This window comes from Microbulbifer aestuariivivens (assembly GCF_039545115.1).
Taxonomy (GTDB): Bacteria; Pseudomonadota; Gammaproteobacteria; order Pseudomonadales; family Cellvibrionaceae; genus Microbulbifer; species Microbulbifer aestuariivivens.
In genome coordinates this window covers 1-23,194 of the sequence record NZ_BAABRT010000010.1, presented here as the reverse complement: position 1 = coordinate 23,194, position 23,194 = coordinate 1, and the positions used below count along the sequence as shown (strand labels likewise).

The 23,194-nt window shown below is 60.2% G+C and carries 18 protein-coding genes; 11 read left to right on the top strand and 7 right to left on the bottom strand.

Features of this window, described 5'->3' with window-relative positions:
- Positions 1–79: 79 nt before the first annotated feature.
- Positions 80–538 (bottom strand): TenA family protein, encoded by a 459-nt coding sequence (locus ABEA58_RS07555; RefSeq protein WP_345550256.1) that lies wholly within the window; start codon positions 536–538, stop codon positions 80–82.
- A gap of 776 nt (positions 539–1,314) precedes the next feature.
- On the opposite strand from ABEA58_RS07555, the gene ABEA58_RS07550 reads away from it, so the two are divergent.
- Entirely contained in the window at positions 1,315–1,866 is a 552-nt protein-coding gene (locus ABEA58_RS07550) for a GNAT family N-acetyltransferase (RefSeq protein ID WP_345550255.1), read from the top strand.
- Positions 1,867–2,321: 455 nt separating this feature from the next.
- Here ABEA58_RS07550 and ABEA58_RS07545 read toward each other — a convergent pair whose 3' ends face one another.
- From ABEA58_RS07545 to ABEA58_RS07530, 4 genes are all read right to left on the bottom strand, one after another.
- A complete protein-coding gene (locus ABEA58_RS07545; RefSeq protein ID WP_345550254.1) occupies positions 2,322–5,093 on the bottom strand; it encodes a valine--tRNA ligase in 2,772 nt (923 codons plus the stop codon).
- Positions 5,094–5,290: 197 nt separating this feature from the next.
- A complete protein-coding gene (locus tag ABEA58_RS07540) occupies positions 5,291–6,085 on the bottom strand; it encodes a hypothetical protein (protein ID WP_345550253.1) in 795 nt (264 codons plus the stop codon).
- 24 nt (positions 6,086–6,109) lie between these two features.
- Positions 6,110–6,538: a DNA polymerase III subunit chi gene (locus ABEA58_RS07535; protein ID WP_345550252.1), complete on the bottom strand. Its 429-nt coding sequence runs from the start codon at positions 6,536–6,538 to the stop codon at positions 6,110–6,112.
- A gap of 187 nt (positions 6,539–6,725) precedes the next feature.
- Positions 6,726–8,192: a leucyl aminopeptidase gene (locus tag ABEA58_RS07530; RefSeq protein ID WP_345550251.1), complete on the bottom strand. Its 1,467-nt coding sequence runs from the start codon at positions 8,190–8,192 to the stop codon at positions 6,726–6,728.
- A gap of 209 nt (positions 8,193–8,401) precedes the next feature.
- On the opposite strand from ABEA58_RS07530, the gene lptF reads away from it, so the two are divergent.
- Together lptF and lptG are read left to right on the top strand one after the other, a co-directional pair.
- Positions 8,402–9,547: an LPS export ABC transporter permease LptF gene (lptF, locus tag ABEA58_RS07525; protein WP_345550250.1), complete on the top strand. Its 1,146-nt coding sequence runs from the start codon at positions 8,402–8,404 to the stop codon at positions 9,545–9,547.
- On the top strand, positions 9,540–10,601 hold the full coding sequence (lptG, locus tag ABEA58_RS07520) for an LPS export ABC transporter permease LptG (RefSeq protein ID WP_345550249.1): 1,062 nt from the start codon (positions 9,540–9,542) through the stop codon (positions 10,599–10,601). Before lptF ends, lptG begins: the two co-directional genes overlap by 8 nt.
- Positions 10,602–10,629: 28 nt before the next feature.
- Here the strand turns inward: lptG and ABEA58_RS07515 are convergent, their stop codons facing one another.
- Together ABEA58_RS07515 and ABEA58_RS07510 are read right to left on the bottom strand one after the other, a co-directional pair.
- Positions 10,630–11,124 carry an RDD family protein gene (locus tag ABEA58_RS07515; RefSeq protein WP_345550248.1) on the bottom strand — a complete coding sequence of 165 codons (495 nt, stop codon included), beginning with the start codon at positions 11,122–11,124 and terminating at the stop codon, positions 10,630–10,632.
- A 114-nt stretch (positions 11,125–11,238) separates the two neighbouring features.
- A complete protein-coding gene (locus ABEA58_RS07510; protein ID WP_345550247.1) occupies positions 11,239–11,724 on the bottom strand; it encodes a hypothetical protein in 486 nt (161 codons plus the stop codon).
- Between the two features lie 419 nt (positions 11,725–12,143).
- Here ABEA58_RS07510 and ABEA58_RS07505 point away from each other — a divergent pair, with 419 nt between their 5' ends.
- The 8 genes from ABEA58_RS07505 (at position 12,144) to ABEA58_RS07470 (ending at position 23,067) form a co-directional block, all read left to right on the top strand.
- Positions 12,144–14,858: a family 20 glycosylhydrolase gene (locus ABEA58_RS07505; protein ID WP_345550246.1), complete on the top strand. Its 2,715-nt coding sequence runs from the start codon at positions 12,144–12,146 to the stop codon at positions 14,856–14,858.
- Positions 14,859–15,717: 859 nt separating this feature from the next.
- Positions 15,718–17,349: a GMC family oxidoreductase gene (locus ABEA58_RS07500; protein ID WP_345550245.1), complete on the top strand. Its 1,632-nt coding sequence runs from the start codon at positions 15,718–15,720 to the stop codon at positions 17,347–17,349.
- On the top strand, positions 17,346–18,149 hold the full coding sequence (locus ABEA58_RS07495; protein WP_345550244.1) for a putative RNA methyltransferase: 804 nt from the start codon (positions 17,346–17,348) through the stop codon (positions 18,147–18,149). The genes ABEA58_RS07500 and ABEA58_RS07495 overlap by 4 nt, the downstream gene beginning before the upstream one ends.
- A 68-nt stretch (positions 18,150–18,217) precedes the next feature.
- A complete protein-coding gene (gene tadA / locus ABEA58_RS07490) occupies positions 18,218–18,673 on the top strand; it encodes a tRNA adenosine(34) deaminase TadA (protein WP_345550243.1) in 456 nt (151 codons plus the stop codon).
- On the top strand, positions 18,642–19,118 hold the full coding sequence (locus tag ABEA58_RS07485; RefSeq protein WP_345550242.1) for a potassium channel family protein: 477 nt from the start codon (positions 18,642–18,644) through the stop codon (positions 19,116–19,118). The genes tadA and ABEA58_RS07485 overlap by 32 nt, the downstream gene beginning before the upstream one ends.
- 117 nt (positions 19,119–19,235) lie before the next feature.
- Complete coding sequence (locus tag ABEA58_RS07480; RefSeq protein WP_345550241.1) at positions 19,236–20,435, top strand: multidrug effflux MFS transporter; 1,200 nt, start codon at positions 19,236–19,238, stop codon at positions 20,433–20,435.
- 149 nt (positions 20,436–20,584) lie between these two features.
- On the top strand, positions 20,585–21,619 hold the full coding sequence (locus ABEA58_RS07475) for an alcohol dehydrogenase catalytic domain-containing protein (protein WP_345550239.1): 1,035 nt from the start codon (positions 20,585–20,587) through the stop codon (positions 21,617–21,619).
- A 230-nt stretch (positions 21,620–21,849) separates the two neighbouring features.
- Complete coding sequence (locus ABEA58_RS07470; RefSeq protein WP_345550237.1) at positions 21,850–23,067, top strand: MFS transporter; 1,218 nt, start codon at positions 21,850–21,852, stop codon at positions 23,065–23,067.
- Positions 23,068–23,194: the final 127 nt, after the last annotated feature.

Here is a 23,194-nt window from a genome sequence, read left to right as displayed (position 1 = left end):
GCGGAGAGCAGCCGGCTGTGTCGCCACCGATATTGTGGCGACGCTGGGCATGGCGGGTAATGAAGGCCGGAAAGTGCGGCTACATATCCCAGAGCGAGTTGGTGGCCATGGAAAGCGTAATGCGCTCCTTGTCCTGCACTTCCTTGAGGTCCTCAAAAACCTCTTTTACCTCCAGGGACTCGATGGCGTCATAAACCGCCTGGTAGAGCTCGGAAAAATACCTGTCCACCGACCGCTGCATGCCATTGATTTCCTTGATGGTTGGCGGGTCGCTCAACTCAAGATTGTGGATAAAATCCTTGGCGGATTCCTCCTGGGTGTACTGCAGCCAGGTTTTCATTACCTTTTGCTGGCCGACCTGTCCGTAGTTGGCGAGGTTTTTCGCCATTCTGACCTCGTGCTTGATCATGTGCTTGAGAAGCAACTGGGTGCGGTTATCTGCGGATTTTTCCATTAAATGGCGATAAAAATCCGCGATCTCCCGGTGAAATATCTCGGCGTCCTTGAGAACTTCATACGCCTGTTTAAACGTCTTCATCGGCGGGCCTTTGAATAGTTGTGGTTTTATACGGCGTGAAAGCGGGCTTTCCTGTCCTGAAAATCATCATGCCCTTCCTATGTATATAGTGTATTGAGCTAATTGATCAAGGGTTGAGGGGAAAATTACGCTGCTTATCAGTATCTTCTCGGCTGGGGCAAGCCCGGTTGTTGATGATCCACCCGAGCACTCACCAGCTGTAAAGATAAACCGGGTTGGCAGCAGGGCGAGAATGTAAGTCATGGATTTTTATTTGGCTGTGGAAGCCCACCCTGAGTTATTCGACACTCCGGCATGAGTTGGTGTCAATCATGGATAGGAAATGAATAAGTTGCAATGAATCCTGGCAATAATTCTTCCGCCGACGAAGTTGTATGGATTTTGCAGTTGGATTGTAGATCATGCGTTAGTATTTATTGGGCTTGTATTTCCGAGGTGGCTGGCTAATTTCCTGCTTCCCTGAAATCCTCTAGATAATATCCATCTAGGTGTTCGCTGTAAGATATGCGTGCGATATCTCGGTTATTATGCGAGTAATCTTGTAGTTATATTTTGAATGGCGCTGTTGCCTTGCCTGGAAAAGATTTTCGAAAATCTTAATTTAATCTTTTCCAGGCTCCAGGCTCCAGGCTCCAGGCTCCAGGCTCCAGGCTCCAGGCTCCAGGCTCCAGGCTCCAGGTGATAGATTTTAGCGGTTATAGGTTAAGGTTCAGGTCGAAGGTCGAAGGTCGAAGGTCGAAGGTCGAAGGTCGAAGGTCGAAGGTCGAAGATGGAAGATGGAAGATGGAAGATGGAAGATGGAAGATGAAAATCTGGGGTCGCGAATTATGCAAGTTATGCCCGTCGTGGAGAGTCAGTGGGAGCTTTTGCGCAATATCCGCCTGCAGTCACTCATTGATTCACCGGATGCCTTTGCCATCACCCATGAACAGGCCGAGAAACTCACCCCGGCAGAGTGGCGGTTTATCGCTTCTGGTGCGGCGGGGCCCAGGTTCTTGATCGCGCGCCATGACGGTCAGGCGGTCGGCTTGATTGGTGCTGTTGATTCCGGGGGGGAGTATGAGCTGGTTTCACTGTGGGTGAGCCCGCTTGTCCGTGGGCAGGGTGTTGGCTTGGAACTGATCAATTCCCTGCGCACCCTTGCGCTTGAAGACGGACACCGGGCAGTAATGTTACGGGTTTCCAGTGAAAATACCACGGCGATCAATTTGTATTTAAAAGCGGGGTTTGTGCCAGACTTTACCGAGGGTGGTCACTGCGCCAGTGGCGGCGGCACTTTGCAGAAGATGGTGTGGCACGGTGACCACCAAACCCGTTATCTCTTCTAATGCCGGGCATCTGCTGGCGTTGCGGCTTTGAGAGGCTTCGCAAGCGGAAGTGCTCCCATTGCCGGAGGTTGCCCTGCTCGGTAACACTATAACGGTCTGGCGGTCTGGCGGCTATCGGCTCGCAGCTTTACCAGCTGGCAGGTTGATGCGCCGGGAAACTGAAGGTGGTTATAAGCGCGCTGGCTGTGAAGGGGCTGCCAAGCCGGTACAGGAGAATGATTGCCACATCGGTCGCCGCCAGCCGGCTACTGGCTGCTGACTGTTAGCTGCTAAACGGCCAGACTCCTTGCCCGTGCGGGTAGGATCTTTTGAGCGATTCGTTGCTGGCTGGAGTGTGCATAGGTATGGGCACAGGTGAGTACAGGTGTGAGCATAAAAGAAAGGGGCCTGTGGCCCCTTTCTTTTACTGGTCATGGCTTTTACTGGTCATGGCTTCTATTGGACAGCAATGACACTCAGAGTTTGGAGATCTCCTCCAATTGTTGCTGCAGGCGGTTTTGCGCGCTCTGCATCTCCGCCAGTTTGCCTTTTTCCTTCTCGACCACCGTCTCGGGGGCCTTGTCCACGAATTTCGGGTTTTTCAGTTTCCCTTCCACGCGGGCCAGTTCCTTGGTCAGTTTGTCGATCTCTTTCTGCAGGCGCGCAGATTCGGCGGCTACATCGATCAGGCCGGCCATGGGCACCAGCAGCTCCACATCCCCGGCCAGGGCGGTGGCGGAGGCGGGGGCTGTCTCACCGGCATTCAGCCAGGAGACGGACTCGAGGCTGGCCAGCTTGATCATCAGCGCGCGGGCGTTATCCAGATTCTGGCGATCCTCGGCGCTGCCGCCGCGCAGGATCAGGGGAATTTTCTTCGCCGGCGAAATGTTCATTTCGCCGCGAATGTTGCGCACGCCCTCGATCACCTGCTTCAGGGCGGCGATGGCGGCTTCCGCCTCGCTGTCGATGCGGTTTTCATTGGCTTCGGGGTAGGGCTGCAGCATGATGGTGTCGCCGCTCTTGCCCGCCAGCCCTTTCACTCGCTGCCAGATTTCCTCGGTAATGTAGGGCATCATCGGGTGCGCCAGGCGCAGTACGGTTTCCAGTACGCGAATCAGGGTGCGGCGGGTGCCTTTCTTGATGGCGCTGGAGGCGGCGTCGTCCCACAGGACCGGCTTGGACAGCTCCAGGTACCAGCTGCAGTATTCGGCCCAGATAAAGTCGTACAGGGCCTGTGAGGCTAAATCGAAGCGGTAGGTGTCCATGGCCTCGCGCACGGTTTTCTCGGTGCGCTGCAGCTGGGAGATAATCCAGCGATCTGCCAGAGACAGTTCGAAGTCGCCACTGCCATCCTGGCCGCAGTCGTGGCCCTCGCAGTTCTGCAGCACGTAGCGGGAGGCGTTCCAGATCTTGTTGCAGAAGTTGCGGAAGCCTTCGATGCGCCCCACATCGAACTTGATGTCGCGCCCGGTGGAGGCCAGCGAGTAGTAGGTGTAGCGCAGGGCGTCGGTGCCGTAGGGGGCGATGCCCTCGGGGAACTCCTTGCGGGTCTGCTTCTCGATTTTTTCTCGCAGGTGCGGCTGCATCATGCCGGTGGTGCGCTTCTGCACCAGGCTTTCCAGGTCGATTCCGTCGATGAGGTCGATGGGGTCGAGCACATTGCCTTTGGACTTGGACATCTTCTGGCCGTGGCTGTCGCGCACCAGGCCGTGTACGTATACGGTATGGAAGGGCACTTCCTTCTTGAAGTACAGGGTCAGCATCATCATGCGGGCGACCCAGAAGAAGATGATGTCGAAGCCGGTGACCAGTACCGAGGTGGGGTGGAAGGTCTTCAGTTCCTCGGTATCCGCCGGCCAGCCGAGGGTGCCAAAGGTCCACAGCCCGGAGGAGAACCAGGTGTCGAGTACGTCCTCGTCCTGCTGCAGGGCGATGTCGCCGAGGTCGTGCTTCTGGCGCACTTCCTCTTCGCTGCGGCCTACATAGACGTTGCCATTGTCGTCGTACCAGGCCGGGATGCGGTGGCCCCACCAGAGCTGACGGGAGATGCACCAGTCCTGGATATCGCGCATCCAGGAGAAGTACATGTTCTCGTAATTCTTCGGCACGAAATTGACCGAGCCGTCCTCGACCGCCTTGATGGCTTCCTCGGCCAGCGGCTGGGTCTTCACGTACCATTGATCAGTGAGCCAGGGCTCGATCACCACGCCGGAGCGGTCGCCGCGAGGCACCTTGAGGGTGTGTGGCTCGATTTTTTCCAGCAGGCCCAGCGCGTCCAGATCGTCGACAATCTGGCTGCGCGCGGCGAAGCGTTCCATGCCGCGGTATTTCTCCGGCACGGCGTCGTTCAGGTTGGCGTCCGCGTCGAGAATATTGATCATCTCGAGGTTGTGACGCTGGCCCATTTCGTAGTCGTTGAAATCGTGCGCCGGGGTGATCTTCACGCAGCCGGTGCCGAAATCGCGCTCCACATAATCGTCACCGATGATGGGAATTTCGCGGTCCGCCAGTGGCAGCTTGATGGTCTTGCCGATCAGGTGCTTGTAGCGCTCGTCTTCGGGGTGCACGGCCACGGCGGTATCGCCGAGCATGGTTTCCGGGCGGGTGGTGGCGACCACCAGGTGTCCGGAGCCATCCGCCAGCGGGTAGCGGAAGTGCCACAGGTGGCCCTGCTCCTCCTCGTTCAGTACTTCGAGGTCAGAGATGGCGGTATGCAGTTTCGGGTCCCAGTTCACCAGGCGCTTGCCGCGGTAGATCAGGTCATCCTCGTACAGACGGATAAACACTTCCTGCACCGCTTTGTAGAAGCCGTCGTCCATGGTGAAGCGCTCGCGGGACCAGTCGGGACTGGCACCCAGGCGACGCAGCTGGCGGGTAATGTTGCCGCCGGACTGCTCCTTCCACTCCCACACCTTCTCGATGAACTTGTCGCGGCCCAGCGTGTGGCGATCAGTGCCCTCGGCGGCCAGCAGGCGCTCGACAACCATCTGGGTGGCGATACCGGCGTGATCGGTACCCACCTGCCAGAGGGTGTTGTCGCCCTGCATGCGGTGGTAGCGGATCAGCGCGTCCATGATGGACTCCTGGAAACCGTGGCCCATATGCAGGCTGCCGGTGACATTCGGCGGCGGAATCATGATGCAGTAGGGGTTGGCCTGGGTGTCGCCGTTGGGCTTGAAATAGCCGTTCTCTTCCCAGGTCTTGTACCACTGCTGTTCGATGGCGTTGGGCTGGTATGTCTTGTCCATGCGGGTGGGGAAACCTTGTGTTGACTGACTGCGGGCGCCGGCGTTGCCGCACGGAAGAGTGCGGGCAAGGCTGTCACTGCGCCGAAAAAGGCGGGAATTATACCGCCGCGCCGGGGGGCGGCAAAAGGGCGCTTGCCGGTCGAAGGGCGCCAATCTTCGTGGGATCAGGTAGCTGGCGCTAGAGGGGAGGAGGCGCTTTAGCGCTTGGCCTCCAGTTCGTCGATCATCATCTCGATGCGGGCGCGCAGCCGCCGCTCCAGCTCTGGCAGCTGGCTGGCGACTAGACGATCCACCAGTTTTTGTCGCTGCTGGGCGCGTTCCCGGTCAGGAGATTCCGTCTGCCGGGCCTGATCGGCGCCTGCCTGTTCCGTCTCCGGACCCTCTTTGCTGGGCAGCTGGGTGGAGGGCGTCAGCTCCCGCCGGGTATCGATTGTGGCGGACTGAAGGGTGCTGCCCTCGTTCAGCTGCGATCCCCTGGGCACTCTGCCACCGGTCAGGCGGGCGCGGATATGGGCGGGCAGGAACGGGTTTTCCGCCGGGTCGAGGGCGGGCGCGTCGAACAGGTCGCTCTGTTGTTCGGCGCCCGCAGGAACTGGCTTGCTGTCCACGGTGACCGCCTTGGCCAGTGTGGCGGTGGTGGGCAAATCCTGCAAGCCGCCCAGCAGGTCACCATCGGCTGCATTCAGGTCTGAATGGAAACCCTCGGCTAACCCGGCATCCACAGGGGAGAACAGGATGGGCAGGCCGTCTGCATCGAGAGGCTGTTGTTTTGCTGCGGGCTGTATTGCCCCGGGCTGGCTGGCTCCGGGGCGGTTCGCCATGGCCTGGTGTGGCGCTTTCGGACCCGGCTGCGCCACCTGGTCCAGCAGGGGGATATCGGACAGGTCATCCGTGCCCAGCAAATCGCGCAGGGAATTCAGCTCGTCCAGCAGGTCGCTGGAACCGCCGCGCTGTTGCGGGCGCTGTCTGTGCTTGTGCTTCTTGCCGGCCATTTGCTGCGATCCAGAGGCGCGAAGTTAGTGGTTACTGATGCGATGAGATTGTAACGGATATCCGCGGTCGCGAAAGTAGCCATAACGCTGCCGGGAGCGTTTCAGGGCCGCTGGTTGCTGGACGACAATCTCGGCGAGTCGCTCGAAGCGGCTGAACCACCCCGGGACTTCGGAGCAGAGGTTGATCAACAGGCCGTGGTGCTCGCCGGGGTCCTCGCCGCAGTTGACCTCCACCGGCGCATGTTTTGCCTCCACCTGCCGGTCGTGTGGCAGGAAGGCGTCTTCGCGGAAGGTCCACAGCAGTTTGTCCAGCGCTGCCGCCCGCTCGGCGTTATCCACGGCAATCAGCACCCGCAGTCCGGCTCGATGGGCCTTCTCCGCCAGCCGACAGGCGAACAGGTCGCCGGAATCCAGGCTTTCGGAGGAGAGGATGTAAAAGTCGATGCGGGTCATGACTTCTCGGGCTGTAAGCAGTTGATGGTGGTGGCGATGGCTAAGAGTAAAAGGCTGATGGATGCCGGATTACGCGATACAGGCCTGCGCTGCCGGTTTCCAGTGTGGCTGGTCAGCGGCATTAAGACCTAGCGTCGCGAAATCTTTCACCGGCCCCTGGGTAGTGCTGGGGCCGGCGAGTAATCGCTTACTTGTTCAGCAGGTATTCGATCAGCAGGGGTACCGGGCGGCCGGTGGCCCCTTTGTTGCCACCGGAATACCAGGCGCTGCCGGCGATATCCAGGTGAGCCCAGGTGTAGTCTTCGGCAAAGCGCGACAGGAAGCAGGCGGCGGTGACGGAGCCCGCCTCGCGGCCGCCGATATTCTGCATATCGGCAAAGTTGGAATCCAGCATCGGCTGGTATTCGTCCCACAGCGGCATCCGCCAGGCGCGGTCGCCGCTGCGCTCACCGGCGGCGATCAGTTGGCTGGCCAGCTCGTCCTGGTTGGCGTACAGGCCACTGGCCGGGTTGCCCAGCGCGATCACGCAGGCACCGGTGAGGGTGGCCACGTCGATGACCACTTCCGGCTTGAATTTGGCGGCGTAGGTGAGGGCGTCACACAGTACCAGCCGCCCCTCGGCATCGGTATTGAGGATTTCGATGGTTTTGCCGGACATCGAGGTCACAATATCCCCCGGTTTACTGGCCCCGCCGCTGGGCATATTCTCTGCCGCGGCCACCAGGCAGACCACGTTGATGGCGGGCTGCAGTTCGGCCAGGGCCGCCATCACGCCAAAAACGCTGGCGGCGCCGCACATGTCGAATTTCATTTCGTCCATAGCCTGGCCCGGCTTCAGGCTGATGCCGCCGGTATCGAAGGTGATGCCTTTGCCCACCAGCACCACGGGCTTCTGGCCCGCTTTGCCGCCCTTGTACTGCATGGCGATAAGAGCCGGCGGTTCGTCGCTGCCTTTGGCAACGCTGAGGAAGGCGCCCATGCCGAGGGATGCCATCTTTTTGGCATCGACCACGGAAGTGGTGATCTTTGGGTGTTGTTTGGCCATTTCCTTGGCCTGGCCGACGAGGTAGGTCGGGGTGCAGATGTTGCCGGGCAGATTGCCCAGTTCGCGGGCGAGGTTGCTGCCGGAGGCCTGGGCTGCGCCTATCTCGACACCTTTCTTCACCGCGTTCAGCAGCTTGCGTTCGGGGACCTGTACATGGAACTTGGCCAGCGGGTAGGGCTTGGCATCGCTCAGGCAGCGCGTGAACTTGTAGCCTGCCAGCCCCGCCGCGAGGGTGAGCTGCTGAGCCTGCCAGGTGCTGTCCGCGTCGCTGACTTCCAGCTCGGTCAGATAGCTGACGGCGTCTTTATAGCCTTTTACCGCCTTGGCGCTGGCGCCGGCGAGCTTGCGAAAATCCGCCTGGCTCAGCACGCCCTCGCCGCTGCGGACCAGCAGCACCCGTTCGGCCGGGCCCTCGGTCATCGGCAGGAGCTGGGTGGCGCCGAGCTTGCTGTCCAGGTCTTTGCGCTTCAGCAGAGTGCTGATCGCACCGCCGCAGGCTTCATCCAGTGCGGTGCCACTGGCGGTGAAGCGGTTCTTGGCATCCACGGGAATGATGGCGCAGGCGGTGCGCTGCTTGCTGGCTTCGAAGACCTTGGCGGAGAACTGCATGATTCCTCTTCCTTCTCTTGTTAACCCGCTCGCGATCCACACTGAATCCACGCGGGAGCCTCGCGACCGAGACATCGGAAATAATTTTGGCGATAATGCGCCGCACAAGTTTAACCTCTGGGCGCCGGGAATGCTCCAGGGGGCATAAACTTGATCACATTAGATCCGGACTCCCATTCTGCGCTGTCACCAAGGAACGTGTTTATCCTGTGATTATCTTCCGTTACCTCTGCCGCGAGCTGCTTTACGCCACGCTGGCAGTCAGCGCCGTGTTGCTGCTGATGGTGATGAGCGGTCGTTTCGTGAAATACCTGGCCGAAGCGGCGGCGGGGGACCTGTCTGCGGGTATCCTCTTTTCGCTGATGGGCTATCGCCTGCCCGGGTTCCTGGAGCTGGTGCTGCCACTGGGATTTTTCGTGGGCATCCTGCTCGCCTACGGGCGCCTGTATATAGAGAGCGAGATGACGGTGCTGCACGCCTGCGGTTTCAGCGAGCGCCGCCTGCTTGCCTATACCCTGGCTCCGGCGCTGCTGGTGGCGGTGGTGGTGGGCGCTATGAGTCTGTACTTCACCCCGACCGGTGCCGAGCGCTCCTCCGGACTGCTGACAGCAGACAAGTCCCGCAATGAATTCGATCACCTGGTGCCGAAGAAATTTGTCTCTACCGAAGGCGATCGCGCGGTTTATTACGCCGATGCCCTGAGTGCGGACAAGTCGACCATGTACGATGTGTTCCTGGCAGAACTCGGCTCCACGCGCGCGGAAACAGAAACGGATTACCAGATCGTGCACTTTGCCCGCGAGGGGGTGCAGCAGATCGATGCCGAGACCGGCTTGCGTTATCTGGTACTGCGGGATGGCTATCGCTACGAGGGGGTGCCTGGCCAGCGGGACTACCGGGTGATGAAGTTCGACAGTTACGAGATTCTTTTGGACATCCCGCGTATGCGCCAGAGCCAGAGCGACCGCCTGGAGGCCGCCTCCACTCTGGAGCTGTGGCGCAGCGACGGGCGGGAACAGCGGGCTTTTCTCAACTGGCGCCTCAGCCTGCCGGTACTGGTACTGGTGGTGGCCGTGTTGGCGGTGCCGCTCAGTCGCACCAACCCCCGTCAGGGGCGCTACGCCAAGATGATCCCGGCCATCCTGCTGTATATGGTTTACCTGGTGCTGCTGCAGGGCGTGCGCGGCGCCGTGGAGGATGGAAAAATTAACAACCCGGCCGCCATCTGGCTGGTGCACCCGCCCTTCCTGATCCTGGGGCTTTTGTTGCTGGGTGGGCGCGACTGGTTCCGGCGCTCCAGGCCGGCACCGGCAGGCAATACCCCGGCGAAAAAGACGGAGGCCCGGGATGTATAAGCTCGACTGGTATATCGGCCGCACCGTGGCGATGTCCATCGGCGCCGTGCTGATGATCATCCTCGGTCTGGATATCATCTTTGCCATCGTCGATGAGATGGGCGAGATGGACGCGGATTATCAAACCGCGCAGGCGGTTCAATATATCATCTGGACCATTCCCAGCCGCCTTTATGAGCAGCTGGGCTTTTCCGCTCTGGTCGGCTGTATGGTGGGGCTCGGCACTCTGGCCGGAACCAGCGAGTTGACGGTGATGCGGGCGGCCGGCGTTTCCATTGGGCGCATCGCCTGGGCGGTGATGAAGCCGGTACTGCTGCTGATTATCCTCGGGATGGCGCTGGCGGAGTTTGTAATACCGGTTACCAATCAGGTTGCGGAGAGCCGCAAGGCCATCGCCCTTGGCGATCTCGATGATGCCGGCCTGGAAAGTGGCATGTGGATGCGCGATGGCGATGAGTTTATTCATTTCAATGCCGCGCTATCCGGTGGCCGCCTGTACGGTATTACCCGTTACCACTTTGACGCGGAGCGCGAACTCGAGTGGGTGGAATTTTCCGAGCGGGCGCAGTTTGCCGAAAACCAGTGGGTATTGAGCAACAGCCGCGCGACCCGTTTCGCGGAGGAGCTGGTGCAGAGCGACGCGCAAAAGCGCGCGAGCTGGCAAACGGATATCTCACCGCAGTTGTTTGCACTGGTGGTGCCGCTGCCCTCGGACCTTTCCCCCAGCAACCTCTGGTCCTATGCGCGCTTCCTCGACCGCAAGAATGAGGATGCCAGCCGCTACTGGCTGCAATTCTGGAAGAAGCTGCTGCAGCCGCTGACCATCGCCAGTCTGGTGATGGTGGCCATCTCGTTTATTTTTGGTCCGCTGCGCGAGGTGACCACCGGACTGCGCGTGTTTACCGGGGTGATCGTGGGGATCGTGTTCCAGACCCTTCAGGACATGCTCGGCCCATCCTCGCTGGTGTTTGGATTCCCGCCGTTTATTGCCGTTATGGTGCCGATACTGCTGTGCTTCGGCATTGGCTGGATGCTGTTGCGGCGGGCGCGTTAACCCGCCGCTAACGGCAGCGCTTGATGGACTATTTCTTCCCCCGCTTGGGCAGCTGGCGCACCTGGGAATCCGAAGCCAAGTCGTGCCAGCTGGCCCTGTCCTTGCGCGTCAAGCCCCAAAAGTAGCCTGCGCCGAACATTGCGAGGGAAACCGGGGCCACCAGGGCGCGGATGGCGCACTGTTTCCAGCTCAGCTGTACCCCTTCTGGGCTCGCCACCATCAAACGCCATGCCCGCATACCGATGGTCTGGCCGGCTCCGCGCCAGGACCAGACATAGTACCCCGCAACCACCAGAACCATGCCCACCTGCAGCAGCGGCCCGCTGACGCAGGGGTTGTAATCCAGCTGATCCGGGCGGCATTCCAGCCCGCCGAATACGGAGGTAACCATCATCGCAAGGAACCCGTAAACCATCAGCAGGCCAGCCAGGATCAGCAGGTCGTAGAGCAGCGCAGCAAGGCGTTTGCCCACCCCGGCGAAGGGCAAGTCGGTGAAACTGGTGGGAGGGGGCTGTTGTGTCACGGTTTACTCCGCCTGATCAGTTGTGGTGGCGGAGGATTCTATCAAACGCGCGGGCTTGCTGGTGCAGAGATGCCTTGAGTGGCGGTGCGGACTTCCGTGTCCGGGAGTCGAATATCAGAATTCGTATTCGAAAGAGAAGTTGAATTTGTCGCCTGTCAGGCGCACGTCGTAGTCGAAGGACTTGCCGATTTTGCCGTGGCCATCGGTATAGCGCAGCAGGCCACTGCTGCGTCGGCGGTTCTGTTCGCGCCAGGTGCGCCAGCCCATTTGCAGAATCTCGTTGACCGCCTTGCCTCCTTTGATGGGCTCAAACTCGTCCGGGTTGGTGTACATCTGCAGCCACTGGTAATTCAGTTGGCGCTGTACGTTGCCCATCGAGTTGTTGCGAAGGTCTTCCGCCGCCTTGTAAAGCGCGGCGTTGTTCATGCCGAAGGCGCTGTCGACGAAGAAGGCGTTGTCCGCCTGCAGGTTCAAGGCGGTAGTGGAATCGGGAATAAACAGGTCGTCGGCAAGGCAGTGGCTCGCGAGCGGAGTCAAAAGCAGGGCGCACACGTACGGGAGGTGTCGGCGGGCACGAGAACGGATGTTGCAGATTTCCATTGGATCTACCCCAGGGTGTTTACTTCTTCCTGTGCGGCGTAAAGACAACCGCTGGATTTATTATGGTTCACCCACTTCTTACCGATGTATCTCATACCCACTGTGTCCTGTGCAAGCCCTAGAGGTGGACCGCGTGTTGAATACAGTCACTGCCCCGCAGGCCGCATCAACTCTGGCTTCGCTTAGTGTTGACCAAAATTGGGCTGCCGCGACAAGGCCCGCGCCATAGTTTTTTATTGCCGGCTATCCGACACAAAAAACCTGCATATGAAAATTTAATCTAGGAACAGACAGATCCAGACGGTACTGCGAGCAGCCCCCAATCTCTCCACAACACGTGTTGACAGCGTTGTCTTTTTGCTGCCGCTGGCGCAGAATGGAGTCGACCAAACCGATAATAAATAAGCGTCAGAAGCCCTATGCACCGTCTTCCAGTCACCGCCACCCTGGCCCTGCTTTTAACCGCCTGCGGCAAGCCTCTTGAGAAGCCGCCGGCTGTGCGTATTGCCGATCACTTCTCTGTGACCCAGGAGGTGCTCAGCAACTTCCAGGGGGTGGATAAGTCGCTGCGGGCGGACTGCAAGCGCGCTGGCGGCAGTGGTGCCACCTGTTCCACTTTCCGCATCTCGCTCGGCAACGGCGGCGCTGCGATTGAGCCTGATGAGCGCGACTGGACCCTGTACTTCCACAGTATTCGACGCGTTTTTCAGCTGCGGAATCGCCAAGATTTCACCCTGGAGCATGTGCAAGGGGACCTGCACCGGCTGACGCCGAATGCAAAGTTCAGCGGCATCGCTGCGGGTGAGACGCTGCAGCTGGATTTTCTCGCAGAAAACTGGATGCAGTTCGAATCCGACTTTATGCCGCGGCTGTTTGTGGTGGATGCTCGGGGCGAGGCTCGGGTGATTGCGTCCACCGACCATGACAGTATTGATGGGTTGGTAGCGCCGATCGGCAAGAATGACCCGAACAACTGGAAGCGCACTGCGACGGACGCCAATATCCTGGCGGATGCCGCCAGCCGCTTTCGGAACTATACCGCTGGAGGCAGTCAAATCGTGCCCGGTTGGCGCGAGCGCATCATCCCGCGGCCGTTATCTACCCGTGTTATCGGCGAGCCGGTGACGATTGACAACGGCATCGCCCTTCAGTCTGGCGTTATGGTACCTGCCAGTGCCGCGGCCATTGAAGCCCGCCTGCAATCCCTGGGCCTTTCTGCTTCGGAATCTGCTTCCGAAAACCCGCGGGCCTACCCAGTTAGTGTTGCCATCGATCCAGCACGGTTCGAGGATGCCGCCGCCGGGGCCACAACCGGAGCCTACCGGCTGCAGACGCAGCCCTCCGGTGCACGCATTGTCGGTTACGACCAGGCCGGTGCCTTTTACGGGTTGCAATCCCTGCTGGCGCTGGCGGATGTCCGCGGGCAGACCTTGCCCGCGGTCGTGGTCGAGGATGCCCCCCGTTTCGGGCATCGCGGTATGTTTCTCGATGTCGGGCGCAATTTCCACTCCAAAGATGTGGTGTTGCGGCTGCTTGACCAGATGGCCGCGTACAAACTCAATCGCTTCCACTTCCACCTGTCCGATGACGAGGGCTGGCGTCTGGAGATTCCGGGCCTGCCGGAACTGACAGAGGTGGGGGGGCGCCGCTGCTTCGATCTGGAAGAAAATCAGTGCCTGCTGCCGCAGCTGGGCTCCGGTCCCAAGAGCGATAACAATGGCAGCGGCTTCTTCAGCGTTGCGGACTATATCGAGATTGTGCGCTTCGCGGCTGCCCGTCATATCGAAGTGGTGCCGGAATTCGATATGCCCGCCCATGCCCGCGCAGCGGTGGTGGCCATGGAGGCCCGCTATCGCCGTCTGGCCGAGAGCGCCCCGGAGCGGGCGAGTGAGTACCGACTGATCGATCCCGAGGATGACACCCGTTACCTGTCGGTACAGTTCTACGACGACAGCTACATCAACCCCTGTATCGACTCTACTTATCATTTTGTCGACAAACTGATCCGCGAAGTGCAGGCCATGCACGAGGCAGCCGGGGCGCCACTGCGCACCTGGCATTTTGGCGGCGATGAAGCGGTTAATATCCTCGCCAGTGGCAACTTTGAGGACGCGCCCGGCAGTGATCCGGACAAGGGCGATGCCCCGGCCTCCGCCCGTCAGCAGCCCTGGAGCGGGTCGCCCCAGTGCCGGCAACTGGTGGCCGATGGCGTGGTGGAGTCCATGGATAAGCTCGATGAGCACTATGCCAGGCGGGTGAGCGCGCTGGTGGACGCCGCCGGCATTGCCACTATGGCGGCCTGGCATGACGGCGTGAAGCGTATCGCGGACGCCGGCAGTGAGCTCGCCACGGCCGATAACTACGCCAACGCCTGGGGTCCGCTGTTCTGGGGGGGAGGCGATGAGAGCGTGCATCTGGCCGAAGCGGGCTTCGATGTGGTGCAGTCTCACTCCGATTTTCTCTATTTCGATATGCCCTATGAGGTGGACCCGCAGGAGAGCGGTTACTACTGGGCGTCACGTTATATCGATACCGAGAAGACTTTCAGTTACGCGCCGCTCAATACGGCGCAGCTGGCAGAGGTGTCCACCGACCGCGATGGCAACGGCTGGAGTGCCAGTGCGCCGCCGGCGGAATTTGTCGCCCATGTGCGTGGCATCCAGGGGCAGCTGTGGAGCGAAGTGGTGCGCACGGATGCCCAGGTGGAGTACATGATTTACCCGCGCCTGCTGGCGCTGGCGGAGCGGGCCTGGCATCGGGCGCCGTGGGAGCTGCCCCCGCAACCCGGGCAGGTATATTCCCAAGAGACCGACTGGGTGGACACAGCCGCGCTGGCCGGCGACTGGAAGGAATTTGCCGCGACCCTGGGCCGCAAGGAACTGTACAAGCTGGATCTTGCCGGTGTGGGGTATCGCGTACCGGTGCCGGGCGCCGTGTGGGTGAGTGGCATGCTGCAGGTGGCGGTGCCTTTCCAAGGGCTGCCGGTGGAGTTTTTTGACGGTGAGCGCTGGCAGCTGGTGGTGATGGCAGCTGCCGACAGCCAGGTCCTGGCGCTGCGCGCCCGCAGTGCCGATGGCAAGCGTGTCGGGCGGGCGGTGGACTTGCCGCTAACTGCGGAGAGCGCCAGCCACTGATGCCTGCCTCCCAGCCGGTACCCAGTGGACGCTCTCTTTGCCACTCCCTTTTAGCGCTAAAGGGCCTGTAGAGGGTTGGTAAACGGCTTGTGGAGGGTTTGTCGGGGGTTTGTCGGGGGTTGTAGGGATCTTGTAGGGGGCTTGTAGGGGGCTTGTAGAAAGCCCACAGTGTGCGCGCATTATTAAACGCAGACTATTAAAAAGGCTGGGTTAAACAGGTGAGATTAGGGGGGCGGGATTACCCGCCTCCGGTCCCGGGGCTCTTCAGGAGGCGCAGGCCGCCGCCTTTCCATCGGCTTACGGCGGGGTGGGGAGGAATCGCGCTGGCGCAGGTTTTGGGGTTAGCGGCGTCAACAGTTCCGAGTTGGCATCCTCTTCTGTGTTCTGTTGCTCTCTGCGTTCTGTTCTCTGTCCTCTGTCCTCTGTCCTCTGTCCTCTGCCCTTCGTTCTCTGTCCTTCGTTCTCTGTCCTTCATGCCCCGTCCGTTCCTGCTACCAGCCAGGGTCTGGTGCACGCCAGAGGTATGCCGTCTCTTCCCATTTCACCCTGCAGCGCCGGCCTGGCTAACCTTTAGCCTCGCGAATTTCTTAATCGGTCATACTGAACACGGACGTTCAGATTTGTCTGCTGAGGACTCTTCAGGGGGGGGCTCTTCAAGGGACTCCTCAAAGAGCTCATCAAAGAGCTCATCAAAGAGATCATCAAAGGAGTGCTCAAAGGGGCGCTCAAAGGGCTCTGCCAAATGCGCTACTCAGTACCCTAGGGAAGTGTGCTGCGGCGCGCACGGCAATAGAAAATTCCCGGGGCTGGGTGTAGTGTCCCAGTGTAACGAGGGAGAAGAGATAAAAGAGATAACCCTATGCCCCGTGAAATGGTTTTTGATTATGTGATTGTTGGCGGCGGTTCCGCGGGCTGCGTGCTGGCCAACCGCCTCAGTGCCGATGAGAAACACCGGGTCTGCCTGCTGGAGGCGGGCCGGCCCGACCGCAGCCCGCTGATCCAGATACCGGCCGGGATCAGTTTTCTGGTGCCCGGCAAGCGCTACAACCTGCACCATTACACCGAGGCGCAGGCGGAGCTGAATGACCGGCGCCTGTTCTGGCCCCGGGGGCGCACCCTGGGCGGCAGCAGCTCCATTAATGCCATGATCTACATGCGCGGCAACGGCGCCGACTACGATGCCTGGGCGGCGGCCGGCAATCCCGGCTGGGGCTGGCGCGATCTATTGCCCTACTTTCTGCTGGCAGAGGGCAACGAGCGCGGCAGCGACGCGTATCACAGTGGCTACGGCCCGCTGGCAGTCTCCGACCTGAAGTGGCACACCGAAGCCGGCAACGCCTTTGTGCGAGCAGGGCAGGCGGCGGGGCACCGGCTTAACCACGACTTTAACGGCAGCCAGCAGAGCGGTGTGGGCTTTTATCAGGTGACCCAGAAGCATGGCCGGCGCTGTTCCTCGGCGCGGGCCTATCTGCACCCGGTAAAGAGCCGCGCCAATCTCAATGTGTTCACCAACAGCCAGGTGGCCCGGCTGCTTTTTCGCGGCGACCGGGTGCTTGGCGTGGAGATGTTGAACGGCCGCAGGGTGCTGGCCAACCGGGAGGTGCTGCTGTGTGCCGGCGCCATTCAGTCACCACAACTGCTGATGCTGTCGGGAATCGGTGATGAGGCCGCGCTCAAGCAGCACGGTATTGTGCCCCAGGCGCACCTTCCCGGCGTCGGCCGCAACCTGCAGGACCATCTGGATGTGACGCAGGTGGTGAGAGCTTCCGCGCCGGTGACCTTTTCCACCTCACTGGGGGCGATGCTGAAAGATGCGCTGCACCTGCCGGAGTGGCTACTGGCCAGCCGTGGCCCACTGACCAACAATGTGGCCGAGGCCGGCGGTTTCGCCAGCTCCAGCCTGGCGGGCACCCACCCGGATATTCAGTTTCACTTCACGGCCGCGCCGCTGTTTGATCACGGGATGAGGAAGCCGGGCGGCTTTGGCTATTCGCTGCACGCCTGCGCGCTGCGCCCGCAAAGCCGTGGTGAAATCACCCTGGCGAGCAGCAACCCCAAGGATCTTCCGCTGATTCAGCCCAACTACCTCAGCGCCGCGGAGGACCTGCAGGTAATGGTGGAAGGCTTCGAGATGGCCCGGGAGATTCTCGAGCAGGAAGATCTGCGACGCTATCAAAAACGCCTCTGGAGCCCGAGGAAAAGCCTGCGCTCGCGCAAGGCGATCGAGGCGTTTATCCGCCAGCACGCCGAAACCATCTATCATCCCGTGGGTACCTGCAAAATGGGCAGCGATGATGACGCCGTGGTGGATGCCCGGTTGCGGGTTCACGGCGTGGATGGACTGCGGGTGGTGGACGCCTCCATAATGCCGACCCTCGTGAGCGGCAACACCAACGCGCCGGTGATCGCCATCGCCGAAAAAGCCGCGGAGATGATCCTCAACAAAGGGACTTCCGCGGCTGCAGAACTGAAAACACTGGAACTGGAATGATCTGGCAATGCCCCCTGTGCCGACTGCCCCTTGCGTGCCGCGAACAGAGCTGGCAGTGCGACAACGGTCACACCTTCGACCGCGCCCGCGAGGGCTACGTCAACCTGCTGCCGGTACAGCGCAAGCACTCCAAAGAGCCGGGGGATTCCGCCGAGATGCTGCGGGCCCGCCGCGGTTTTCTCGAGGCCGGGCACTACCGTCCGCTGGCTGATGCCATTACCGCCCTGCTGCCGTTCGAGTCAGGCCGGCAATTACTTGATGTGGGCTGTGGTGAGGGCTATTACACACGCCAGCTGCGGCGGGCGGGATGGCCCGCCGATGCCCTCGCCGGTGTGGATATTGCCAAGGCCGGCGTGCGCATGGCGGCCAAGAGCCAGCCGGGCAGCCAGTATGTGGTGGCGGGCAACTTCGATCTGCCGCTGGCCACAGACAGCGTCGACCATATCCTGCGGGTTTTCGCCCCGGGGGATGCCGGGGAGCTGAGCCGCGTGCTCAACCCGGGCGGCTCCATCGTCGATGTTGCGCCGGGCCCTGAGCACCTGTGGTCCTTGAAGCAGGCGCTTTACCGGGAGCCGCGCCAGCACGCGCCGCCCAAACCGCTGGCGGGGTTCGTGCCGGAGGTGGAGTCGCGCTGTTGCTTCCTGTTTACCCTGAACGGAACGCCAGCCATCGCGGACTTTCTATCCATGACACCTTTTGCCTGGAAAGGCGATGCCGTGGCTCGGGCGGAGCTGGAGCAGCGCGAGCAGTTGCAGCTGCAGGCGGATTTTGTCATCCGTCGCATGGTGAGCCGCCGGTAAAACCGACCGCGAAGACAACAACGCGCAGCGAGCGCCAATCAACCGACAGAAGTGGAATGACCCCGCCAATGGCAACCCCGAAAGATTACGCATTGATGCAGCGCGCCCTGGAACTGGCGGAAATCGCCGCCGAGCGGGGAGAGGTGCCGGTCGGCGCGGTGGTGGTGCGCAACGGCGAAATCATCGGTGAGGGCAGTAATCGCCCCATCGGCAACTGCGACCCCAGCGCCCACGCCGAGATTGTGGCCCTGCGCCGCGCGGCGGAACACGCGGGCAACTATCGCCTGCCGGATGCCACCCTGTATGTCACCATAGAACCCTGTACCATGTGTTTCGGGGCTATGGTCCACGCGCGCATTGCGCGGTTGGTCTACGGTGCCACCGAGCCCCGCGCGGGTGTGGTGGAAAGCCAGCTGCAGTTGGCGCAGGCCGGATTCTTCAACCATCGCATTGCCATAGAGGGCGGTGTCATGGCAGAGGAGGGTGGAGACCTTGTCAGGGATTTTTTCCAACGAAAGCGGTGAGATGGCACTGGCATTCCTGATCAATTCATTTCTGGTGGCCGCCGTGGTGGTGATCCACCATGAAGCGTTGAACGGCCTGTTCCGCATTGGCCGGAAATTTACCGTGCACCGCAACCTGGCCCTGCTGATCGGCGTCTTCGGCGCCCTGATCGCCCATGTTGTGGAAATCTGGCTGTTTGCGCTGGGTTATTACTTTATGGTGCACTCGGAAGTGTTCGAAACGATGCAGGGTAATTTCGATGGCAGCCTGATCGACTGCGCCTACTTTTCGTTTACCACCTACACCTCCCTTGGCTTCGGTGATATCGAGCCTCTGGGGCATCTGCGTTTTACCGCGGGTTTGGAGGCATTGACCGGTCTGATGATGATCACCTGGTCTGCGTCTTTCATGTTCCTCAAAATGGAAAAGTACTGGATGCACCGGCAGGACGAGGATTCCGCCTGATGCCAGTCCAGTCCACCGCTCAGTCCAGGGCGGCCCAGGCTGCCGATCGTCAAACAGGCCGTTATTGAACTCCCGGGCCAGCAACCTGGCCCGGGACCAGCATGGTTTACAGCAGTAATGAACCTCGGTTTTATCAAGATGGCCCTGATTCTGGGGCTGCTCAGTTGTGTCGGCCCATTCGCCATCGATATGTATCTGCCGGCATTGCCGCAGATCGCCGCGAGCCTCGGGGCGCCGGTGGAGCTGACCCAGTACACCCTCATGTCCTTCTTTATCGCCTTCGGCGTCAGCCAGCTGTTCTATGGCCCGGCGGCGGATATGTTCGGGCGCAAGCCGCCCCTGTATTTCGGGCTGGCGCTGTTTGCCGCTGCCTCGATCGGCTGTGCGCTGGCCACCTCCATCGAGTGGCTGATCGCCCTGCGCTTTCTTCAGGGCATTGGCGCCGCGGCCGGAATGTCGATCCCGCGGGCGGTCATCCGCGACTGCTACACCGGCACGCGGGCGACGCGGCTGATGACCACCGTCATGCTGGTCATTTCCATTTCCCCGATGCTGGCGCCCCTTGTAGGCAGCCTGGTTATCAATCCCTTTGGCTGGCAGGCGGTGTTCTGGGCGGTGGGGCTGGCGGCGATCCTGGCGCTGGCGCTGGCATTCTGGAGCCTGCCGGAAACACTGGCGGAGCAGCAGCGGGTGCCTTTTCGTTTCTCCGCCATGATGCGCGCCTTTTACACCCTCTTTCGCGACCGCGGCTATATGGGCCTCACCGCCATTGGCGGTCTCGGCATGGCGAGCTTTTTTATCTTCCTGTCGACCTCCTCGTTTATCTATACCGGCCACTATGGCCTCTCGTCGACGGAGTTCAGCCTGGCGTTTTCCCTCAATGCGGTCGGATTTTTTATCGCCAGCCAGTTCGCGGCCACATTGGGTGAGCGTGTGGGGCAGGTGGTGGTGGTGAAGGCCGCGATCACCGGCTTCGCCATCAGTGCCAGCGCCATGTTCGTGCTCTTCTCCCTCGGCGCCGACAGCTTTCCGCTACTGGTTGTCATGCTGATGATCAGCAACGCCTTTCTCGGCCTCGTGGTTCCCACCACCATGGTGCTGTCGCTGGAGGCCCACGGTCCCATCGCCGGCACCGCGGCGGCTCTGGGGGGCGCTTTGCAGATGCTGCTGGGTGCCGTGGGGATTGTGGTGGTGAGCCTGTTTTTCGAGGGCAAGCCGTTGCCGCTGGTGGCCGGTATCATGACCTGCGCGCTGCTCTCGCAGTGCCTGTCGATGATGACGCTGCGTACAGACCCGCAACTGGCCGGCGAAAACTGAAGGGTGTAAACCGGACTTGAAGAAAGCCGGATTTTGGGGTTTTGTAAAAACAACCGGTCACGGAAAGTCACCGCGACACAGCAGAAAAACCAACACGGCAGCGTTATGGGCCACTGCCATAAAATCCTGTTTGTTGCCGGAGAAAGCAGATGAGTGAACGGCGCCGCGTGTGGCGTACAGACAAGGCCGGGGCGATCAGCGACCTGCGCCTGCAAGAGGAGACGCTGCCGGCTCTGGCCGCCGATAAAGTGCGTATCCGCGTAAAGGCCGTTGGCCTCAACTTTGCCGATATTTTCGCCCTGACAGGTCTTTACTCCGCCACTCCGCAAGGCAGTTTTATTCTCGGGCTGGAATTTGCCGGTACAGTCGCCGCAATCGGCGAGTCCGCCGACACGACCCTCCAGCCTGGCGACCGAGTTTACGGCTGCACCCGCTTCGGCGGTTATGCCGATTACCTGGATGTACAGCCCCGGCACTGCCGGAAAATACCGCAGGGCTGGCGCTTTGCCGAGGGAGCAGCTTTTCCGGTGCAGACTCTGACCGCCTATTACGCCCTGTCCGACCTCGGCGCCGTCAAGCCCGGGCAGGTTGTACTGGTACACAGCGCCGCCGGCGGTGTCGGTCTGCAGGCCATGAATATGCTGCGGCAGATGGGAGCTGTTGCCATCGGCACGGTGGGCTCCAGCGCTAAGCAGGCGTTTCTCGGCGAGCGTGGCTTTGCCGAAGTCATCGTGCGCGGCCCGGACTTTGCCTCGCAATTACAGCGTCAGCTGGCGGGCAGACCGCTGCACGCGGTACTGGACGGTATTGGCGGCAGCGTGCAAAAGCAGTCGTTTGCGGCGCTGGCGCCCACCGGCAGGCTGGTGGTATTCGGCGCTGCGGAGTTCACCCCCGCTGACAGGCCCAACTGGCTCAAGGCCGCCTGGCTCTATCTCACCAGGCCGCGTTACGACGTGATGGCAATGATCAGCAACAATCGCTCGGTACTCGCGTTTAACCTGATCTGGCTGTGGCAGGAGCAGGCGCTTTTTGATGCGCTGCTGGATGGCTGTGCGAAACTGGCGTTGCCCGCCCCCTACATCGGCCATGAGTTTGGCTTTGAGCAGGCCCATCAGGCCATCGAGTGCCTGCGCAGTGGCAGGTCGGTGGGCAAGGTGGTTCTCAACATAGGGGATGGTGGCTGAAGCCGGATGCCCCAACATTGCCCGCGGTATTTCCCCAGTGAATTAATCCGCTGCCAGCTTCTATAAACAATATGTACTGCAGGGCGTTGCGAATGCTGACTCGTCTGCCAACTTCAAACCGGGTTGGCCAGATCCTTGGCATAAAAGTTCTTTTACTTCTAGATTACATACAAAGATCGTAAATTTTCTATTCTTGAATCTTTGCGGGATGCTAAAGGATGTAATACGGAATGCCTCAATCAGAAACCCGTCTTTCTATTGGCTGGGTTATCGCCCTGATTTCCGCTATCCCGTTGATTTATCAGACGCTCAGAAACAGCCCCGCCGTACTCACCCCTACACTGAAATCCACCTTCTCGCTGTCCGCCACACAAATGGGGGTGATCGCCAGTGCGGTTTCCCTTGGGGCGATATTTTCAGCGTTATTGGCCAGCCGCTGGGTCGAGAAGTTTGGCACCAAGCCCGTCATTCTGTTAATGAGCGGCTCTGTGATTATTGGTGCGCTGGGTTTTGGCGCGGCGCAGGACGCCTGGATGCTATTCGCATCCCGCTTTCTGATTGGTTTTGGCGCCGGTGCCTATGTCGGCGCGGCAATGATTTGGGTGGGCAATGGCCGCTCTGATGAAAAGTTCAGGGTCTATTGGGGCGAAGTCAGCACCATCAGCCGTTTGGGAGCGGTATTGGCGACCGCCCCTCTCGCCTTGTTAATCTCGCTTCTCACCTGGCGCCACACCATTTTCGCCCTTGCGGCGGCAGCGGTAGTGATGGGCATAATCCTGTTTTTCAGCCTGGATAATGTTAAGCAGCAGAAAGGTGCGCTTGGCGATGCGCCATGGCGTGAAGTATTCAGTCGTTTCGTGGTTATCCGCTTTTGGGCGGTTATGGTGCTTTTGGGCTCAATGACAACGGTGGGCGGTCTCTGGGGAGGGCCCTGGCTTATCAGCGCCTACCAGCTCAAAGAGACGCATGTCAGCTTGTTTTTGCTGCTGATGACGATCGGTTTTGCTCTGGGTTCTAGCGGCTGTGTGTTAATTGGCCGATACCTGCACCACTGGACAACACCGCTGCTAATGTGCATCTCCAGTGGTATTTTCTTTCTGCTGGCCTGGGGGGATATGCCGGTAGCCAGTATAACGGGCATTCTTTTTATTCTCGGTTTCTGCCTCGCACCAACGACATTAATCCTGGCGGAGATTCGGGCGGACTCCGATGAAAGTAACCTGTCGAAAAGAGTCTTCTCGAGCACGATCGCCTTTTCTCTGGGCGTGTTTGTCTATCAGGCGCTTTCGGGGATCGTTATCGATAGCTTTGCGCTGACAAAATCCGGAGAGCACCCTGTGGAGGCTTATCAGGCCCTTTTTCTTATTGCCGCGGTGTTGCTGGTTATTACAAGCATTTTTCTCCTTATTCTGCCTCCAAGACATAAGGGTGAAGGTGTGAAAGTCTAAGGCATCTCTGAAAAATAGCCCATTTCTGGCAAAATACAGTTTTCCAACCGGGAACCTAGAAAATGACCCAGCTGACCTTCGCTGAAGCTGAATATGCAGGCAAGAAACGAAAAACCCGGCGGGAAAA

Excerpts from the sequence above, each read along its gene's own strand:
- ABEA58_RS07555 (WP_345550256.1), bottom strand. The coding sequence starts at position 538 with ATGAAGACGTTTAAACAGGCGTATGAAGTTCTCAAGGACGCCGAGATA.
- ABEA58_RS07550 (WP_345550255.1), top strand. The coding sequence starts at position 1,315 with ATGGAAGATGGAAGATGGAAGATGGAAGATGAAAATCTGGGGTCGCGA.
- ABEA58_RS07545 (WP_345550254.1), bottom strand. The coding sequence starts at position 5,093 with ATGGACAAGACATACCAGCCCAACGCCATCGAACAGCAGTGGTACAAG.
- ABEA58_RS07540 (WP_345550253.1), bottom strand. The coding sequence starts at position 6,085 with ATGGCCGGCAAGAAGCACAAGCACAGACAGCGCCCGCAACAGCGCGGC.
- ABEA58_RS07535 (WP_345550252.1), bottom strand. The coding sequence starts at position 6,538 with ATGACCCGCATCGACTTTTACATCCTCTCCTCCGAAAGCCTGGATTCC.
- ABEA58_RS07530 (WP_345550251.1), bottom strand. The coding sequence starts at position 8,192 with ATGCAGTTCTCCGCCAAGGTCTTCGAAGCCAGCAAGCAGCGCACCGCC.
- lptG (WP_345550249.1), top strand. The coding sequence starts at position 9,540 with ATGTATAAGCTCGACTGGTATATCGGCCGCACCGTGGCGATGTCCATC.
- ABEA58_RS07510 (WP_345550247.1), bottom strand. The coding sequence starts at position 11,724 with ATGGAAATCTGCAACATCCGTTCTCGTGCCCGCCGACACCTCCCGTAC.
- ABEA58_RS07505 (WP_345550246.1), top strand. The coding sequence starts at position 12,144 with ATGCACCGTCTTCCAGTCACCGCCACCCTGGCCCTGCTTTTAACCGCC.
- ABEA58_RS07500 (WP_345550245.1), top strand. The coding sequence starts at position 15,718 with ATGCCCCGTGAAATGGTTTTTGATTATGTGATTGTTGGCGGCGGTTCC.
- ABEA58_RS07495 (WP_345550244.1), top strand. The coding sequence starts at position 17,346 with ATGATCTGGCAATGCCCCCTGTGCCGACTGCCCCTTGCGTGCCGCGAA.
- tadA (WP_345550243.1), top strand. The coding sequence starts at position 18,218 with ATGGCAACCCCGAAAGATTACGCATTGATGCAGCGCGCCCTGGAACTG.
- ABEA58_RS07480 (WP_345550241.1), top strand. The coding sequence starts at position 19,236 with ATGAACCTCGGTTTTATCAAGATGGCCCTGATTCTGGGGCTGCTCAGT.
- ABEA58_RS07475 (WP_345550239.1), top strand. The coding sequence starts at position 20,585 with ATGAGTGAACGGCGCCGCGTGTGGCGTACAGACAAGGCCGGGGCGATC.
- ABEA58_RS07470 (WP_345550237.1), top strand. The coding sequence starts at position 21,850 with ATGCCTCAATCAGAAACCCGTCTTTCTATTGGCTGGGTTATCGCCCTG.